The organism is Methylomonas rosea (assembly GCF_024505055.1).
Taxonomy (GTDB): Bacteria; Pseudomonadota; Gammaproteobacteria; order Methylococcales; family Methylomonadaceae; genus Methylomonas; species Methylomonas rosea.
In genome coordinates this window covers 38,349-53,863 of the sequence record NZ_JANIBL010000002.1, presented here as the reverse complement: position 1 = coordinate 53,863, position 15,515 = coordinate 38,349, and the positions used below count along the sequence as shown (strand labels likewise).

The window sequence follows — 15,515 nt, the reverse complement described above, 5'->3', positions numbered from 1 at the left end:
TCAAATCAATTCCATATCTATTGACACACCGAACGATGAGACTCGTCCCTTGAAGGTGGCAAGGGTGTTTATCCCGTATGCCGCGCCGAGCACCGGAGCTTTTGGCAGGGTCAGCCCGTAGGGGCGATGCAAGGATGCATCGCGTTGCCGAAGGGGCAGGAAGCCCCTTTCGGCAACCCCTGTCAAAAGTGAGGAGCACAGGAAATAAGCGGCATCCGGGCCGCCTTTTCTTTGGATACTTTCTTTTGACGGAGCAAAAGAAAGTATCTCGCCTGTCGGTGCGAGAACCGACTTCAAAAAACCGTCGCGATAGCGACACATCATCATCCAAGCGACCGCACGTCCAGCAAAAAGCAACATCACGGCAACCTCTCCCCCATCACCAACAACATCTTCCCCACCGTCGCTGTAGACAACTCAATCAAAGGCGCCGGCAATAAACCAAATAACACAATACCGCCGACCAACACCCCGGAGGCCATCAGTTCCAGCGATTTTAAATCGGCGATGTCACGCATCTGCGGTTTGACCGGCCCGGTGAACAGCAAACCGATGGTGCGCATCGCATAAGCCGCGCTGATCAAAATGCTTAAACTAAAAAACACCATCAGGCCGCCCCATTGCTGAAAGCCGCCGATCAAAGTGTGCAGTTCGGCGATAAAACCCACGGAACCGGGTAGGCCCATGGCTGCCAGCAAGGTCAAGGTTGTCAGCGTGGCGAAGCGCGGCATGACCTGCACCAGCGAACTGTAATCCTGGATATTGCGGGTATGCGTACGCTCATAAAGCAGGCCCACTAACAAAAACAACGCACCGGCAATCAGGCCGTGAGCGGTCATTTGCAATATCGCGCCGGTGAAGCCGGTTTCATTCAGCGCGGCGATCCCCAGCAAAACCACGCCCATATGACTCAAGGACGAGTAAGCCACCATGGCTTTCAGATCGCGCTGCCGCCAGGCCAGCAAGCCGCCGTAGATCATGCCGAACAGGGCCAGAAACACCAACAAAGGTTGAATCAATTTGGCGGCGACCGGCAGCATCACCACGCAGCGCAACAAGCCGTAGGCACCCATTTTCAAAAGAATGCCGGATAGCAGGATACTGATCGGACTGGGCGCTTCGACGTGAGCCAGCGGCAGCCAGCCATGCAAGGGAAAGATCGGCATTTTCACGCCGAACCCAATCAGAAACCCCAGCAGCACCAGCACTTGTTCGACCTCCGGCATGTTTTGCGCGGCTTGGCCCATAGAGGCCATCAGGGAACCCTGGTTTTCCAAATCGTATTGACTGATCGCCAGCAGACTCAGCAACATGAACACCGAGCCGCCCATCGTGTACAACACAAAATTCAAACTGGCGGCATGCCGGCGTTTGCCGCCCCAGCGGTCGATCAGGAAGAACAGCGGGATCAAGGTCACTTCCCAAAAAATGTAAAACAGCGCCCAGTCTTGTGCCATGAACACGCCGAGCATGCCGAATTCCAACAACAAAACGGAGATGTGATAGCCCTTGATGCTATCGGACAAGGAGAATGAAGCCAGCAGAGAAATACAAGTCAAAAGAGTAGCCAGTACCAGCATCGGCATCGACAGGCCGTCTACACCCAATGCGTATGCACTACCCAGCTTGGGGTTGAGGGGATAGAACTCGCTAAATTGCAGTGCTGTGTCGTTGGCATCGAACTGGACCAATAGCAAACAGGCCAGCAACAAAGCCGCCAAACTAAATAGATTAGCTACAATTCTGATCAATCGACTGTTCCGGCCGGAGACCAGTACCAGCAATATTGCCCCCAGCGCCGGGGTCCATAACAGCGCGCTTAGCATCACCATTGTTATCGTCAAAGTCCAATACAGCAAACATTCTAACGACATTTGGTTGAAAAAAGCCAATCCGACAAAAAATCGGTTTAAATAAACCACGCCGTATCCAACGGCTCATAACTTAGGCGACGGAACCGATTTCGCAAACCCACGGGCTTCGTGTAACCTACGCCAACCAAAAAGCAACGGGATTTAGGGGGAATCCTTACCATGCGCAACAATGTCACACTATTCAATAGCAGCAATCACCGCTACGTTTTATTAAACGAAAGCGAGCCGGGCGAAGAAGACGGCATCCCCTCCAACCAATACCTGATAGTGCATAACGGTAAGGGCACATTAATGGATCCGGGCGGCTTCGGCGTGATGCCGCAAGTGCTCAACGAAATGCTGCAATACCTGAATCCCGACGACATCGAAGCCATTGCGCTCTCTCATCAGGATCCGGATATCGTCGGCGGCCTGAGCAGCTGGATGAAACTGACGCCGGCACGCATATACGCCTCCCGCATTTGGCTGCGTTTCCTGCCGCATTACGGCATTTCCGGCATGCGCCGTTTTGTCGGCGTGGCCGATCAGGGCGAAACGGTAAGCTTACACTCCGGCCTGCAATTGCAATTTGTCCCGGCGCATTTCCTGCACTCGCCCGGCCAGATCAATGTTTACGACCCGATTTCGAAAATTCTGTTTTCCGGCGATGTCGGCGCGTCAATGGTGCCGAACAATAACTGCGATATTTTCGTTGACGATTTCCAAAAACACTTGCCGTTTGCCGAGGGCTTTCATAAACGCTACATGGCCTCCAACCGCGCCTTGCGCTATTGGGTGCAGCAGGTGCGCAAACTGGACGTGGAGCTCATCGCTCCGCAGCATGGCCCGGTCTATCGCGGCCAAGCCAAAATCGATTTTCTAAACTGGTTGTACGATTTGCAGTGCGGCAGCGATTTGCTGGATCTCGAATAAATGGACTATCCGCATAAAAAACCTTCGCAGCTCAAATCGCTGCATATCCACAGCATCCGTACGCTGACCGAATTACTGGAAGCGCAAAACCGTACGCAAACCTTCGAGCACGGCATCATCGATCTGGCGATACGCGAGGTCGGCAAGTTGGCGGCGCGCCTGCCGGTGCTGGCCGACAACGACGCTGCGAAAGCAGAGGTAGCCGGGCACGCCCAGCGCTGCAAGACCATTGCCGCCAGCCTGACGCTGCTTAACCAGCAGCAGGACAAAGACGCGCAGCGAAACTGCCGGATGATTTCCTCGCTGATCACCGAAACCCACGAGCTGTTGCAGAGGATGGAGCTGACGCTAATCGACAAAAGTCTGTTCGAACGGCAATCCGCGGTATTGGAGAACATCATCCTCTCCCACGAAAAAGTCACGCAATGGAAAGAGTTCATCCAAGATATCTTGCTGGAATTTCACGGCTTTTTCCCATTTAATTTTTTCTCTATCGCTTTCACCAACGAATCCGGGATCAGCATTTATTTGTATTACTTGGGCCAATACAGCGAAGAAACCAAGAATTTCGTTCGTAAACGCCTGGCAGACAATCTGCTGGCGGAACTGAAAATTCCAGCCGACACCCTGATTGAGCTGGAAGAATTTTTCATCACCGGCATTAAACAGCAACGCGACTTCGAGGAAATCGAAACGATCACAGTCGGCGTACCGGACGAAAAAATTGGCGTCGGCGGTATCCTCGGCGTCAGTTACGCCTCCGGGCTACGCTTGACGGCTCAAGAACAAAGCATCATCCGCTCGTTGCTGGCGGTAATGGTGATGGTGGTCGGCTCCAGCAAGACCTTGTCGCGCACCCTACAGGAACTGGCGTATTACGCCGAACACGATCCGCTTACCGGTCTGCACAATCGCCGCTATTTTAATGAAATCCTCGAATACGAATTCGGTCGCGCCGCCCGCCATAACGATCAATTCGCCCTGTTATCCATGGATTTGGACAACTTTAAAGGTGTCAACGACGGCTTCGGACACATGATCGGCGATCAGGTGCTGGTGCACCTGGGGCAACTGTTGAAAAAGCAGCTTCGTAAGGGCGATGTATTAGTGCGTTTGGGCGGAGACGAATTTGCCGCCTTGCTGCCCGGTACCGACGGCCACAGCGCGCTGATCATTGCCGAATCGTTAAGGCAGGCAGTGCATGATTTCGAATACCAGGTCGATGGGCCTTATCAAGAACATATCAGCCTGACAATGTCGGTCGGCGTGGCTACCTTTCCGAGAGACGCGCCGGTCATTGCCGATTTGCTGGCGGGCGTGGACTTGGCCCTGTATCAAGCCAAAGCCGCCGGCAAAAATTTCGTTTGCCCCTTACATAGCCTGGAAACCGGCATTGCCCAAAACAAAAAGTTACTGGGTCTGTCGGAAGTGTTGAAAAAGGCCTTAAAGGAAGAGCGCATCGTGCCGTATTTCCAACCGATCATGGCGTGCGCCAGCGGCGAATTGCATGCTTACGAAGCGCTGGCGCGGCTGACTACCGAAGACGGCGAGATTATCCCGGCCGGGGTGTTTATCGATGCCGCCGACAAATACGGTATCAGCTTGAATCTGGATCATGTGATGCTACGCAAGGTCACCGCGTTCATGGCCGAGCAGCGTGCCGCCACCGGCCAAATGCCCACCGTATTCGTTAATCTGACGCCGCAGGAAATTCAGCGCCGCGACATTTTGCAATATGCCGAAGATCTCTGCCGGCAATACCACATCCCGCCGAAAAAACTGGTATTCGAAGTCACCGAGCGCGAAGCCATCGGCGATTTATCCAATATGCGCAAATTTTTAAGCAATTTGCGGGAGAAGGGCTTTGCCTTTGCGCTGGACGATTTCGGCAGCGGTTACAATTCCTTCCATTATCTGCGCGACCTACATTTCGAATACGTCAAGATCGACGGCGCATTTATTGCCAACATAGTCGAATCCGAGGTCGATAGCGTGTTGATCGAAAATCTGAATCGGCTCTGCCAGCAATTGGGCATGAAGACCCTGGCGGAATTTGTCGAATCGGAAGAAATCCTGACCCGGCTGAGGGCGATGGGCGTCGATTATGTCCAGGGCTTTCATTTGGGCTTGCCTAGAGCGCGTTTCCTGTAAACACCATGCAAATACACATGATCGCCGTTGGCAACAAAATGCCGGACTGGGTGCAGCAAGGTTATAATGAATACGCCAAGCGGCTGCCGCGCGAATGCGAGTTGCTGTTAAAGGAAATCGCCCCGGACAAGCGCCGCAGCGGCGACATTGCCCGGATAACCAAGGACGAAGGAGAACGCATGATAGCGGCATTGCCCAGCCGGGCGCACGTGGTGACGCTGGACATTCCCGGCAAGCCCTGGACCACGCCGAATCTGGCGCAAGCGCTGCAACGCTGGCTAGGCAACGGTCAGCCGGTCGCGATGATGATAGGCGGGCCGGAAGGCTTATCCCAGCAAGTACGCGATCTGGCGCAGGAATCCTGGAGTTTATCGCCGCTGACTTTTCCGCATCCCTTGGTTCGAGTGATTGTCGCTGAACAAATCTACCGGGCTTGGAGTCTGCTGAATAACCACCCTTATCATCGTTAAGCGCATGCACCCACAACTACTCCTGGCGTCCGCCTCGCCGCGCCGCAGCGAATTGCTCAAGCAAATCGGCATCCGTCACAGTATCATGGCGGTCGATATCGACGAAACGCCGTGGCCGGGCGAAGCACCCGCCGCTTACGTCGAGCGGGTAGCTGCGGAAAAATCCGCGCTCTGTCTGGCATCGACCGCTACCGATTTACCGGTACTGGCCGCAGATACCAGCGTGATTTGCGACGGCCGCATCCTGGGTAAACCCGACGATTTGCAGCATGCGATTGAAATGCTCAGCCAGTTGTCGGGACGCAAGCATCAAGTGTATAGCGCGGTATCCTTACGCGGAGAGCAACACTGGCAGGCGCTTAGCGTCAGCGAAGTGCGCTTCCGGCCCTTGAGCCATCAGGAAATCGTCGCTTATTGGCAAACCGGGGAACCTCACGACAAGGCTGGAGCCTATGCAATTCAAGGCTTGGCCAGCGTGTTTATCGAATCGATCACCGGCAGTTTTTCCGGCGTGATGGGCTTACCGCTATTCGAAACCGCGCAATTATTAAGCCTAGCAGGCATAGACATCATCCCATGAGCGAAGAAATATTAATCAACGTCACGCCGCCGGAAACGAGAGTAGCGGTGATCGAAAACGGCGTACTGCAAGAACTGATTATCGAGCGGGTGCGGCAAAAAGGCTTGGTCGGCAACATTTACAAAGGCGAGGTGTGCCGGGTGTTGCCGGGCATGCAAGCGGCCTTTGTCGATATTGGTTTGGAAAAAGCGGCGTTTTTACATTTATCCGATTTCAGCAGCAAGGAGCTGGCCGAAAAAGCCTCGGAAAATATCGAGCACTATCTAAAGGAGGGCCAAAAACTGGTGGTACAAGTCACCAAGGACCCGCTCGGCAACAAAGGCGCGCGGCTGACCACCGACATTTCCATCCCCTCCCGCTACCAAGTTTACATGCCCTATGCCGGCAACTCCGGCGTGTCGCAACGCATCGAATGCGAATCCGAGCGCACCCGCTTGCGGGCCTGCATCGAAGCCTATCAGCAAAAACATCAGGTACCGGGCGGCTTCATCGCCCGCACCGCCGCCGAATGCGTGGAAGATGTGATTTTGTATTCGGACATGACTTTTCTGCACAAACTCTGGGAATCCATCCTGGAAAAAAGCAGTAAAGCCAAGGTCAAAACCTTGATTCATGAAGACCTACCGCTCAGCATCCGTACCTTGCGGGATTTGTACAAAGACGGCATCGAAAAAATCCGGGTCGATTCCAAGGAAACCTTTCTAAGGCTGGTCGAGTTTGCCGAAACTTTCGTCCCGGAAATCGTCTCGGTGATCGAGCATTACTCCGGCGAAAGGCCCGTGTTCGACATTTACAACGTCGAAGACGAGATCAGCAAAGCGCTGGACCGCAAAGTCAAACTCAAATCCGGCGGCCATCTGGTGTTCGACCAGACCGAATCGATGACCACCGTCGACGTCAACACCGGCGGTTACGTCGGTGGTCGCAATCTGGAAGAAACCATCTTCAAGACCAATCTGGAAGCGGCGCAGACCATTTCCCGGCAATTGCGGCTGCGGAATTTAGGCGGCATCATCATCATCGATTTCATCGACATGCAAAGCGAGGATCACAAGAAGCAGGTGTTGACCGCCTTGCAACGCAACTTGGACAAGGACCACGCCAAAACCAAAATTACCGAAGTATCCGCGCTAGGCCTGGTGGAAATGACCCGCAAACGCACCCGCGAGAGCCTGGAACACATCCTCTGCGAACCCTGCTCGACCTGCGGCGGCCGCGGTGTCCTGAAAACCCCGGAATCGATTTGTCTGGAAGTTTTTCGGGAAATTATTCGGGTGGTCAGACAATACAATGTCCAACAAATCTTGGTATTGGCGTCCGAGCAAGTCGTGGAAATGCTGCTCGACGAAGAAGCCGATATGTTGGCGGAGCTGGAAATGTTCTTGAAAGTCGGCATCAAAATCCGCGCTGAAGCCGAATACAATCAGGAGCACTACGACGTGGTGTTGTTATAGGCGGCTATTTTGGTTATTCACCACGTCACCCGGGCCACCCGACACCTGCTGTTCTGGTCGCTGATCGCGATAGCCCTCGTCTTGAGCGCGGTACGGGTTTTTTTGATCGATATTGCCGATTACCGCATCGCACTGGAACAAAAAGTCCGCGAGACCACCGGCATTCCGCTGCATATCGGCAAACTGGGCGCGAATATGCGCGGCTTCAGCCCGGAATTATTGCTGCGGGAAATCGCTATCGAAGGCACCGAAGCCGATGCCAAGCCAGCCATCCGCCTGCGCGAAGTGCGGATCGGCATCGATTTGCTGGAATGGCTGCTGACCCGCGACCCGATGGCCGCCGGTTGGGTGACGCTGGTGGGCGCCAAACTGGATATTCTGCGTAATGAAGATGGCAGCCTCAGCATCAAGGGCCTGCAAAGCAGCGACGAACAACCGCTATGGCTATTGCAGGGCGGTAAATACGAGATTCTGCAAAGTCAGGTAACTTGGCAGGATCTGAAGCGGCATCGGTCCCCGGTCACTGTCGAACACTTCGATTTGCTGATCAAAAACCACTATCTGGATCAAAGCCACGAGATCCATCTACTCAGCAGCTTGCCGGAGCAATACGGCGACAGCTTGCGTATTTCCGCACGGCTTAACGGCAATATCTTCCAGGCCAACGCGATTAACGGCCAAATTTATGTGGAAGGCAGCAATCTGCAAGGGCCGGCCTGGCTGATCGAGGATTTACCGCTGGGCTTGCATTTGGAATCAGGCTCCGGCGATATGCGGATCTGGAGCCAATGGCGCGATTCCATGCCTTACCAAGTCAGCGGTTATCTGCAAGGCCAACAGATTAAACTCGCCAGACAGCAAGGTAAAACCCTGCAATTGGACACTTTCGAAGGCAATCTGGGCTGGACCGAGCAAGATGGCCGGCAACGCTGGAGCGCTTACGACATCAATGTCTTCGCAAATCATCAGCGCTGGCGGGGTGGAGAAGTCTATCTACAGCAGGACGCGCAAGGCAATCTGAGCGGTGTGATCAAGCAGTTGAATTTGCAAGCCTTGATGCATGTGATACCACCGTTTTTGCCGGCAGAGCAAACCGATTTGGGTAAATGGCTGCAACTCAATCCACGCGGCAATTTGCAAGACCTGTCGTTTTACGCTGACGGTAAGCAGCAACGCTATGCGCTTAACGGACATTTCAGCCAGCTTGGTAACGATGCCCAAGGCGACGTGCCGCAACTACAGGAACTTAGCGGCTCTATCATTGCCGACGACCAGGGTGGGCAACTAACATTAGACAGCGCAAACGCCAAGTTCAACGCGCCGGAAATGTTTAGGAGCAGCCTGGACGTCCCGCGCTTACAAGGCCGAATCGACTGGCGGCAAACCGACACCGACTGGCAAATCTCCAGCGAAAATCTGCAACTGGACAGCGCGGCCTTCCACACCCAAACCAACCTGCAACTCAGTATCCCGAAGAATAACGACAGTGCCGTTATCGATATGCGCACCCGCTTCGGCAATTTCAAAGACATCAGTAAAGTACCGCAATACCTGCCGGCCAAAATCATGGGTAAGGATGCGGTCGCCTGGCTGGACGACGCCTTTATCGGCGGGCATATCGACAAGGGCGAAATGCTGTTGAACGGCAAATTGGCGGACTTTCCTTTTACCAACGGCCCCGGTCGGTTTGAAGTGGTGTTTGCGATAGACGACGGCGAAATCCAGTTCAACGCCTTATGGCCGCATTTGCGCGCAGTGCATGCCGACGTGCAATTCCTCGGCGCGGATCTGAAAGTAGCCATCAATGGCGGGCATAGCGAAAACGTGGACATCAATCAAGCCGTGGTCTCGATTCCGGATCTGGCCAATAGCGATTATGTTTACGTGTTGGGCCAGGTGCAGAGCAGGTTACCGCACAGTTTGCAGTATCTGCAAAAAACCCCGTTACGCGCCAAAATCGATCCGCTAGCCAAAGTGTTGGCCCCGGATGGCAATACCCAGGTCGATCTTGATCTGAAAATCGCTTACTACGAAACGCTGCCGACTACCGTCAAAGTCGATGCCCATCTGGATAAGGCTCGCTTGCTGGTCAAGCCGGTCGACCTTGCGGTCAACGACATCAGCGGCGTACTGCGTTTTACCGAAGAAAGGGTGAGCAGCAACCGCCTGGAAGGCAGTACCCTGGGTTATCCGATACACGCCATACTGCAAAGCGATGCCAGTGCCACGCAAATTCTGATAGACGGCACGACCGACATCAAGCGCCTGGAAAAGCAATTCAGCTTCCTGAAAAACCAGGTGGCCAACGGTAGCTTCAACTATCAAACCGTATTGACGCTGCCTTACGACGCAGGCCTGCCGTCTACCCTGAGCATAAACAGCAATTTACAGGGCGTAACGATCAACACGCAAGACGCACTGGCCAAATCGGCCGACCAAGAACAGGCATTGAATCTGCAATTTACCCTCGAAAACAGCAGCGCCTATTTGCCATTAAAAGTTGCTTACGGCAAAGAGCTTAACGCGGCACTATTGATCGACGGCAAACAAAATCAGCTGCACTCCGGGCATATCGTCTTCGGTCAGGAACAGGCCGACTTTTTCGAACCTGCGGGTTTGAAATTGCAAATTCAGCAGCCACAGTTCAAATTATCCGATGCGCTTGCCGCATTCTCCGATACCGAGACTCAGCAACGCTTGCCGACGTTAAAAGAAGTTATTCTGGATACCGAGCAACTGATCTGGCAGGGCCAGAACATCGGCGCGCTGAAATGCCGGCTCCAGCATTTGAATCAGGCTTGGCAAGCCACGCTGGACAGCCCGATGGCGCGCGGCAAGTTGACCTTACCCGATCAACGCGGCGGCGCCAATGTTATCAAGTTACAAATGGATTACCTGAATTTATCGGCGATGGACAGCCTGAATTTCGACGCTGCGGAAGAAGTGGTCACCGATTTGCCCTTAATCGACATCGACAGCAAACAGCTGCTATGGCGCGGCGTGGATTTGGGCAGCTTAAAACTGAATACCGAGCGGCTGATCAACGGCATTCACTTCAAACACGTGCAACTGGCGAGCGTGGCCGGTACCATCGATTTCAGCGCGGACTGGATCAAACTGGTCGGCGGCAGCTCGACACAATTGACCGGCAAGCTGAACATGAACGGTTTCGGCTTATTCTTGTCGCAATTGGGTTTTACCGACGATTTAAGAGGCACGCATGCCGAAATCAATTTCAACGGCGGTTGGCGCGGCGCCCCGCAGCAGTTCGCGACGGCCAATCTGACCGGGCAAATGCAGCTCAAATTCAGCGACGGCCGCATTTCCAGCATCGAGCCGGGCTTCGGCCGCTTGCTGGGCTTGATCGCCATGGAACAATGGGCCAAACGCTTGAGTCTGGATTTTACCGACGTCTACCGACAGGGCCTAGCCTTTGATCAAATTACCGGCGACTTCAAAATCAGCAACGGCTTGGCCTATACCGACAATTTATTGATCGACGCGGTATCGGCGAAACTCAGCATAGCCGGCACCGCAGATCTGGTGAAAAAGACCATGGATCACCGCGTTGCCGTCGTGCCCAAGAGTTCCGGGGCTGTGCCGATTGCTGGTACAATCGTTGGCGGTATCGCTGCCGTCATTACCCAAGTGGTGACGGACGATTACAAAGAAGGTTATTTTTTCGGCTCGCAATACAAACTTGCCGGGCCATGGGGCAATGTCGAAGTGACGCCGCTACACGATCAAGACGGCTTGGTGCAAAAAGCCTGGCGCGGCTTAACCGGCGGCTGGCTGGAGTCACTGAGCAAATGAGCGGCTCTGCCGAGCGAACTTCCCACAGCAGTTAAAACTATCGAAAACAATTAAAATCAGGGACACCTCATGACCATATGTGCCGCCATCCAGATGGCCTCCGGACCACAAGTCAGCGCCAATTTGCTCGAAGCTGAAAAACAGATAGCCGAAGCCGTGAAAGCTGGCGCGAAACTGGTGGCCTTGCCGGAAAATTTCGCCATCATGGGCATGAACGAATACGACAAAGTTAAAGTCAGCGAGCAGGATGGCACCGGCCCCATCCAGGATTTTCTGGCCACCACCGCGAAAAAATACGGCGTATGGGTGATAGGCGGCACGATGCCGATGCAGGCCACCGCCCCCAATAAAGTCCGAGCGGCCTGTCTGATTTACAACGAACAAGGCGACCGAGTCGCCCGCTACGATAAGGTGCATCTATTCGACGTCAGCGTGCCGGATACCGCCGAAGAATACCGGGAATCCGATTCTGTGGAAGCCGGCGACGCCTCCTGCGTGATCGATACCCCGTTCGGCCGGCTAGGTGTAGCGGTTTGCTACGACTTGCGTTTCCCGGAGTTTTTCCGGCCTATGGCGCGGCAGGGCCTGGATATATTGGTCATTCCTTCCGCATTTACGGCTAAAACCGGCGCCGCGCACTGGGAAGTGCTATTGCGAGCCCGCGCGATCGAAAACCTCTGCTACGTCATTGCGCCGAATCAAGGCGGCTTTCATATGAACGGCCGGCAAACCTACGGCCACAGCATGGTGATCGATCCTTGGGGCGTGGTGCTGGATTGTTATAAAACCGGCCCTGGCTTCGTCAGCGCCGAAATCGATAAAAGCCGCCTGGAAAAAACCCGCCTGTCTTTCCCGGTGCTGGAACATAGACGCTTTTTTTGCGAGTGAGCCTTATGCTGTTGAGAACGCTGACTTACGGCCTGCCTTGCCTGTTGCTGACGGCTTGCGCGGATGCGCCGGACAAATACCGCGACACCCATCACCTGGAACTGCCGCCGGTTTTGCCGATAGAACACACCAATCCGCAGCCTGCGGTAGCCGTCGACGATTTGAAACCCAAATCGGCTCTGGCCGATTTGATGGCGTTTACCGACGACGGCGGCAAGCCCGTGCTTACCTTGAAAACCCGCCCCGACCGGGCTTGGGAAATGGTCGCCACTGCACTGAAAATCAGCAATATCGAAGTGCTGGATAAAAGCCAGGAAGATCAACGCTTTCAGGTACGTTATGACCCCGACACCGGCGGCAAGGATGTCGGCTTGTTACGCTCTTTATTCAACAATAATTACGACGAAGCCGAGTACACAATCAAGTTGAAAGAAGAGCGCCGCGGCTTAACCGTCAACGCCAGCCTGACAAAATCGGACGACTTGGAGTTTGGAGAAGATGGCTCTGCAGAGCTGATACGACTGCTGCACAAAGCCATAGACGAAAAAATCATCAACCGCGAGCCTGACAAGAAAGCCGACGATTAAGCGGGAAGGGCCGATTAAGCCTCGTCCCGCTGCCAATTCCCGGACTTACCGCCGCTTTTTTCCAGCAAGCGCACCCCTTGAATCGTCATGCCGCGATCCACGGCTTTGCACATATCGTAAATAGTCAGCAAAGCAATCTGGGTCGCGGTGAGGGCTTCCATTTCCACGCCGGTTTGGCCGGTAGTCTTCACGGTCGTTTGACAATAGACACGACTCAAGTCGGTTTGGGCTTGCAGGCTAAGCTCGACATGACTGATCGGCAAAGGGTGGCATAAAGGAATCAACTCGGCGGTTTTTTTACTGGCCATGATGCCGGCTATGCGGGCGATTCCCAGCACGTCGCCCTTCTTGTGGCTGCCGGCCGCAATCAGCGCCAAGGTTTCCGGCTGCATCTCTATGTAACCCTCGCAAACCGCCTGACGTTGGGTAATGGCCTTATCCCCGACATCCACCATATGGGCTTCCCCGGCGGCATTAAAATGAGTGAGCGGTGAATTGGACATGGCATACTAGGCAAGTGAAATCAGCCAAGCATTGTATTACCGGGTGAATAAAGATGTCGATTAAAGTGCTTTACTTTGCAAGCTTGAAGGACCGCGTTGGCCGTAGCGGCGACGAACTAAATATAGAGGCTCCGCTGTCGGTACTCGAGGTTTGGCAACGGGTCAATCCAAACATGAACATACCCGATACGCTGTTGGCGGCGGTCAATATGGAGTATGTCGGGCTGGAGGCCGAAGTTAACGACGGCGACGACGTAGCGTTTTTCCCACCGGTCACCGGAGGTTGAAATTATGACCATCAAACTCTGCGCCGAGATTTTCGACCCCTGGCAGGAGCTGGCCGATTTTCAAGGCCAAGCTGCCGGCATGGCAGGCAAATACGGGGCCACCGGTATCTTCGTCGGCACCATGCGCGACTTTAATCAAGGCGACGAGGTGCGCGGCATGCACCTGGAACATTATCCGGGTATGACCGAAAAGCAATTGCAGCGCATTGTCGAACAAGCGCAAGGCCAGTGGCAGTTGTTGGACGTGTTGCTGATCCATCGCATCGGCCAAGTATCGCCCAACGATACGCTGGTGCTGGTGGCGGTGTGGTCCGCGCATCGCGGCGACGCTTTTGACGCCAGCCGCTTCATTATGGAAAACTTGAAAAGTCAGGCGCCGTTTTGGAAACGGGAAACCTTGGAATCCGGGCAAATCCGCTGGGTGAAAAAAAACAGTAACGGCTATCTAAAGCAACCGTAATGCTGTTAAGACTGGCGCAAATTGCCCGTGGATTTTGTATCAGCAGCGTAATTTACCGTTGGCATTTCACCTAATGAATGGGCTTGCAGCTGCTGTTGCAGTTCGGCAATTTGCTGATTGGCTTGAGTAACCTGCTGTTTCAATTCGCTTATGGTTTCATGCAGATATTCGAAGTGAACTTGAAAATAGCGGGCCGACGGGAAGCAGGCATCCAAGGCTTCCGGCGACATTTTGTCCAATTTGGTTCGAGATCGTCTTGTTTTCATATTACACCTAATCATCATTCTCGGCTAAAACATACCCATCCGGCATGATTGCTATGATGCTGTTAATAGTAAGACGTTCCAGAACGCAAATCCCCCACTTAAAATACTAAATATTTTCGCAAGCGCTCCAAGCGTCAAGCAAACTTGCCCGGCAACCAGCCACGCTCGACACATTCCCGAAAATTCCATTGCGGCATATTCTCGGTTTTATAGCTCCAGAAAAACCACCCCAAATACTTTTCGAACACGGCTAACTGGGCGGCCGCGTAGCCACGACAAACGATATCGAATTGAAAGTCGTCCATCTGCGTATGGACATAATCGAAAGGCCCGTCGGCCCAAAGTGTTGCAAGCTTTGCATCTAAACCCAAACTCCATTCTCCGACGTAGGTCGGCAAACCCAGGCCGCCGATGATATAGTCGGCTTCGGTTTTCAAGTCGCAAACAACTTTTTGCAGATGCCGATAAATATCCCTGTCGATATCGTCCTGCACAAAACATTGATAACGGTGTATATCGAAGATCACATTGCCATGCTCGGGCGGCTGTAAAAAGCCCGCGTATTCGCGAAATGACCTGAAACCATCATGAAATACTACCGCCACCCGTTCGGCCGGACAATGGCGGCGTATACGCCAATACGCGGCGCTGGTGTAACGTTTCAACAATTCGGTATCCACATCCCAACGCGGCTCGTTCAAGACCTCAATCCCATGCAAGGCCGGGCGCTTGCCGTAGCGCTGCGCCAATCGTTCCACGGTCTCCAGGGAATAGTCGATATAGGTGTCTTGGGTATGCCACTCGCAGACATCCTGGATGCCGCCATTATCGAAACCGTTCTGACAGCCGGGCGCGGCATGCAAATCGACAACTACCTTTAAACCAAACTCTTCGGCCCAATCGAACGCACGATCAAGCACCTCAACGCCGCCATCGACAAAGGGGTGTCGCGCCGTGCCGAAACTATGATGATAGGGGTAGTCGGCCGCGAACAGCCAGTAGCCAACCGGGATGCGCACCGCATTGATCCCGACTTGCGCCAACCAGGCAAAGTCGGCGCGGGTGATGAATGTTTGCCAATGCTGCTGCAAACGCGTTTCGGCGTCGCGGCCCAATTCGACGCACCAACTGGTTTCGTCCCTGGCATTCAGCCCGGCAAATAAACTGGGAGTCATCCATTTTTCTAAAACCAACCAGCCGCCCAGATTGACCCCGCGCAGCTTGTTAGCAGACATCATGACAACTCCCGACAACGACGCCCTAGAGCGAG

Annotated in this window: 15 protein-coding genes; 10 read left to right on the top strand and 5 right to left on the bottom strand. The window is 53.9% G+C overall.

The features are described from left to right. Both NP589_RS00945 and NP589_RS00940 read right to left on the bottom strand, forming a co-directional pair. Window positions 1–360: a hypothetical protein gene (locus NP589_RS00945; protein ID WP_256605263.1), complete on the bottom strand. Its 360-nt coding sequence runs from the start codon at window positions 358–360 to the stop codon at window positions 1–3. Continuing rightward, the gene (locus tag NP589_RS00940; RefSeq protein ID WP_256605327.1) at window positions 360–1,832 is read right to left on the bottom strand and encodes a complex I subunit 4 family protein; all 1,473 of its coding nucleotides are present in this window, start codon (window positions 1,830–1,832) and stop codon (window positions 360–362) included. The genes NP589_RS00945 and NP589_RS00940 overlap by 1 nt, the downstream gene beginning before the upstream one ends. A 201-nt stretch (window positions 1,833–2,033) precedes the next feature. Between NP589_RS00940 and NP589_RS00935 the strand changes: the two genes are divergently transcribed. The 8 genes from NP589_RS00935 to NP589_RS00900 all read left to right on the top strand — a co-directional run bounded on the left by NP589_RS00935 (window position 2,034) and on the right by NP589_RS00900 (window position 12,729). Beyond that, window positions 2,034–2,786, top strand: a complete 753-nt coding sequence (locus NP589_RS00935; protein ID WP_256605262.1) for an oxygen-binding di-iron domain-containing protein — start codon at window positions 2,034–2,036, stop codon at window positions 2,784–2,786. Next, window positions 2,787–4,937 (top strand): putative bifunctional diguanylate cyclase/phosphodiesterase, encoded by a 2,151-nt coding sequence (locus NP589_RS00930; RefSeq protein WP_256605261.1) that lies wholly within the window; start codon window positions 2,787–2,789, stop codon window positions 4,935–4,937. Between the two features lie 5 nt (window positions 4,938–4,942). Continuing rightward, window positions 4,943–5,407, top strand: coding sequence for a 23S rRNA (pseudouridine(1915)-N(3))-methyltransferase RlmH (gene rlmH, locus NP589_RS00925; protein WP_256605260.1), 465 nt, complete (start codon window positions 4,943–4,945; stop codon window positions 5,405–5,407). A gap of 4 nt (window positions 5,408–5,411) precedes the next feature. After that, window positions 5,412–5,987, top strand: coding sequence for a Maf family protein (locus NP589_RS00920; RefSeq protein WP_256605259.1), 576 nt, complete (start codon window positions 5,412–5,414; stop codon window positions 5,985–5,987). Continuing rightward, window positions 5,984–7,441 (top strand): ribonuclease G, encoded by a 1,458-nt coding sequence (rng, locus tag NP589_RS00915; protein WP_256605258.1) that lies wholly within the window; start codon window positions 5,984–5,986, stop codon window positions 7,439–7,441. The genes NP589_RS00920 and rng overlap by 4 nt, the downstream gene beginning before the upstream one ends. 9 nt (window positions 7,442–7,450) lie before the next feature. After that, window positions 7,451–11,254 (top strand): YhdP family protein, encoded by a 3,804-nt coding sequence (locus tag NP589_RS00910; protein ID WP_256605257.1) that lies wholly within the window; start codon window positions 7,451–7,453, stop codon window positions 11,252–11,254. Between the two features lie 69 nt (window positions 11,255–11,323). Next, window positions 11,324–12,142: a carbon-nitrogen hydrolase family protein gene (locus NP589_RS00905; protein WP_256605256.1), complete on the top strand. Its 819-nt coding sequence runs from the start codon at window positions 11,324–11,326 to the stop codon at window positions 12,140–12,142. A 5-nt stretch (window positions 12,143–12,147) separates the two neighbouring features. Beyond that, on the top strand, window positions 12,148–12,729 hold the full coding sequence (locus tag NP589_RS00900; RefSeq protein ID WP_256605255.1) for an outer membrane protein assembly factor BamC: 582 nt from the start codon (window positions 12,148–12,150) through the stop codon (window positions 12,727–12,729). 14 nt (window positions 12,730–12,743) lie between these two features. Here the strand turns inward: NP589_RS00900 and moaC are convergent, their stop codons facing one another. After that, window positions 12,744–13,232, bottom strand: a complete 489-nt coding sequence (gene moaC / locus NP589_RS00895; RefSeq protein ID WP_256605254.1) for a cyclic pyranopterin monophosphate synthase MoaC — start codon at window positions 13,230–13,232, stop codon at window positions 12,744–12,746. Window positions 13,233–13,285: 53 nt separating this feature from the next. On the opposite strand from moaC, the gene NP589_RS00890 reads away from it, so the two are divergent. After that, window positions 13,286–13,519 (top strand): MoaD/ThiS family protein, encoded by a 234-nt coding sequence (locus NP589_RS00890; RefSeq protein WP_064009273.1) that lies wholly within the window; start codon window positions 13,286–13,288, stop codon window positions 13,517–13,519. Between the two features lie 4 nt (window positions 13,520–13,523). Continuing rightward, window positions 13,524–13,979, top strand: a complete 456-nt coding sequence (locus NP589_RS00885; RefSeq protein ID WP_256605253.1) for a molybdenum cofactor biosynthesis protein MoaE — start codon at window positions 13,524–13,526, stop codon at window positions 13,977–13,979. Window positions 13,980–13,984: 5 nt separating this feature from the next. Here NP589_RS00885 and NP589_RS00880 read toward each other — a convergent pair whose 3' ends face one another. Together NP589_RS00880 and NP589_RS00875 are read right to left on the bottom strand one after the other, a co-directional pair. Beyond that, entirely contained in the window at window positions 13,985–14,245 is a 261-nt protein-coding gene (locus NP589_RS00880; RefSeq protein WP_157204844.1) for a hypothetical protein, read from the bottom strand. A 134-nt stretch (window positions 14,246–14,379) separates the two neighbouring features. Beyond that, window positions 14,380–15,480 carry a glycoside hydrolase family 5 protein gene (locus NP589_RS00875; protein ID WP_371929636.1) on the bottom strand — a complete coding sequence of 367 codons (1,101 nt, stop codon included), beginning with the start codon at window positions 15,478–15,480 and terminating at the stop codon, window positions 14,380–14,382. Window positions 15,481–15,515: the final 35 nt, after the last annotated feature.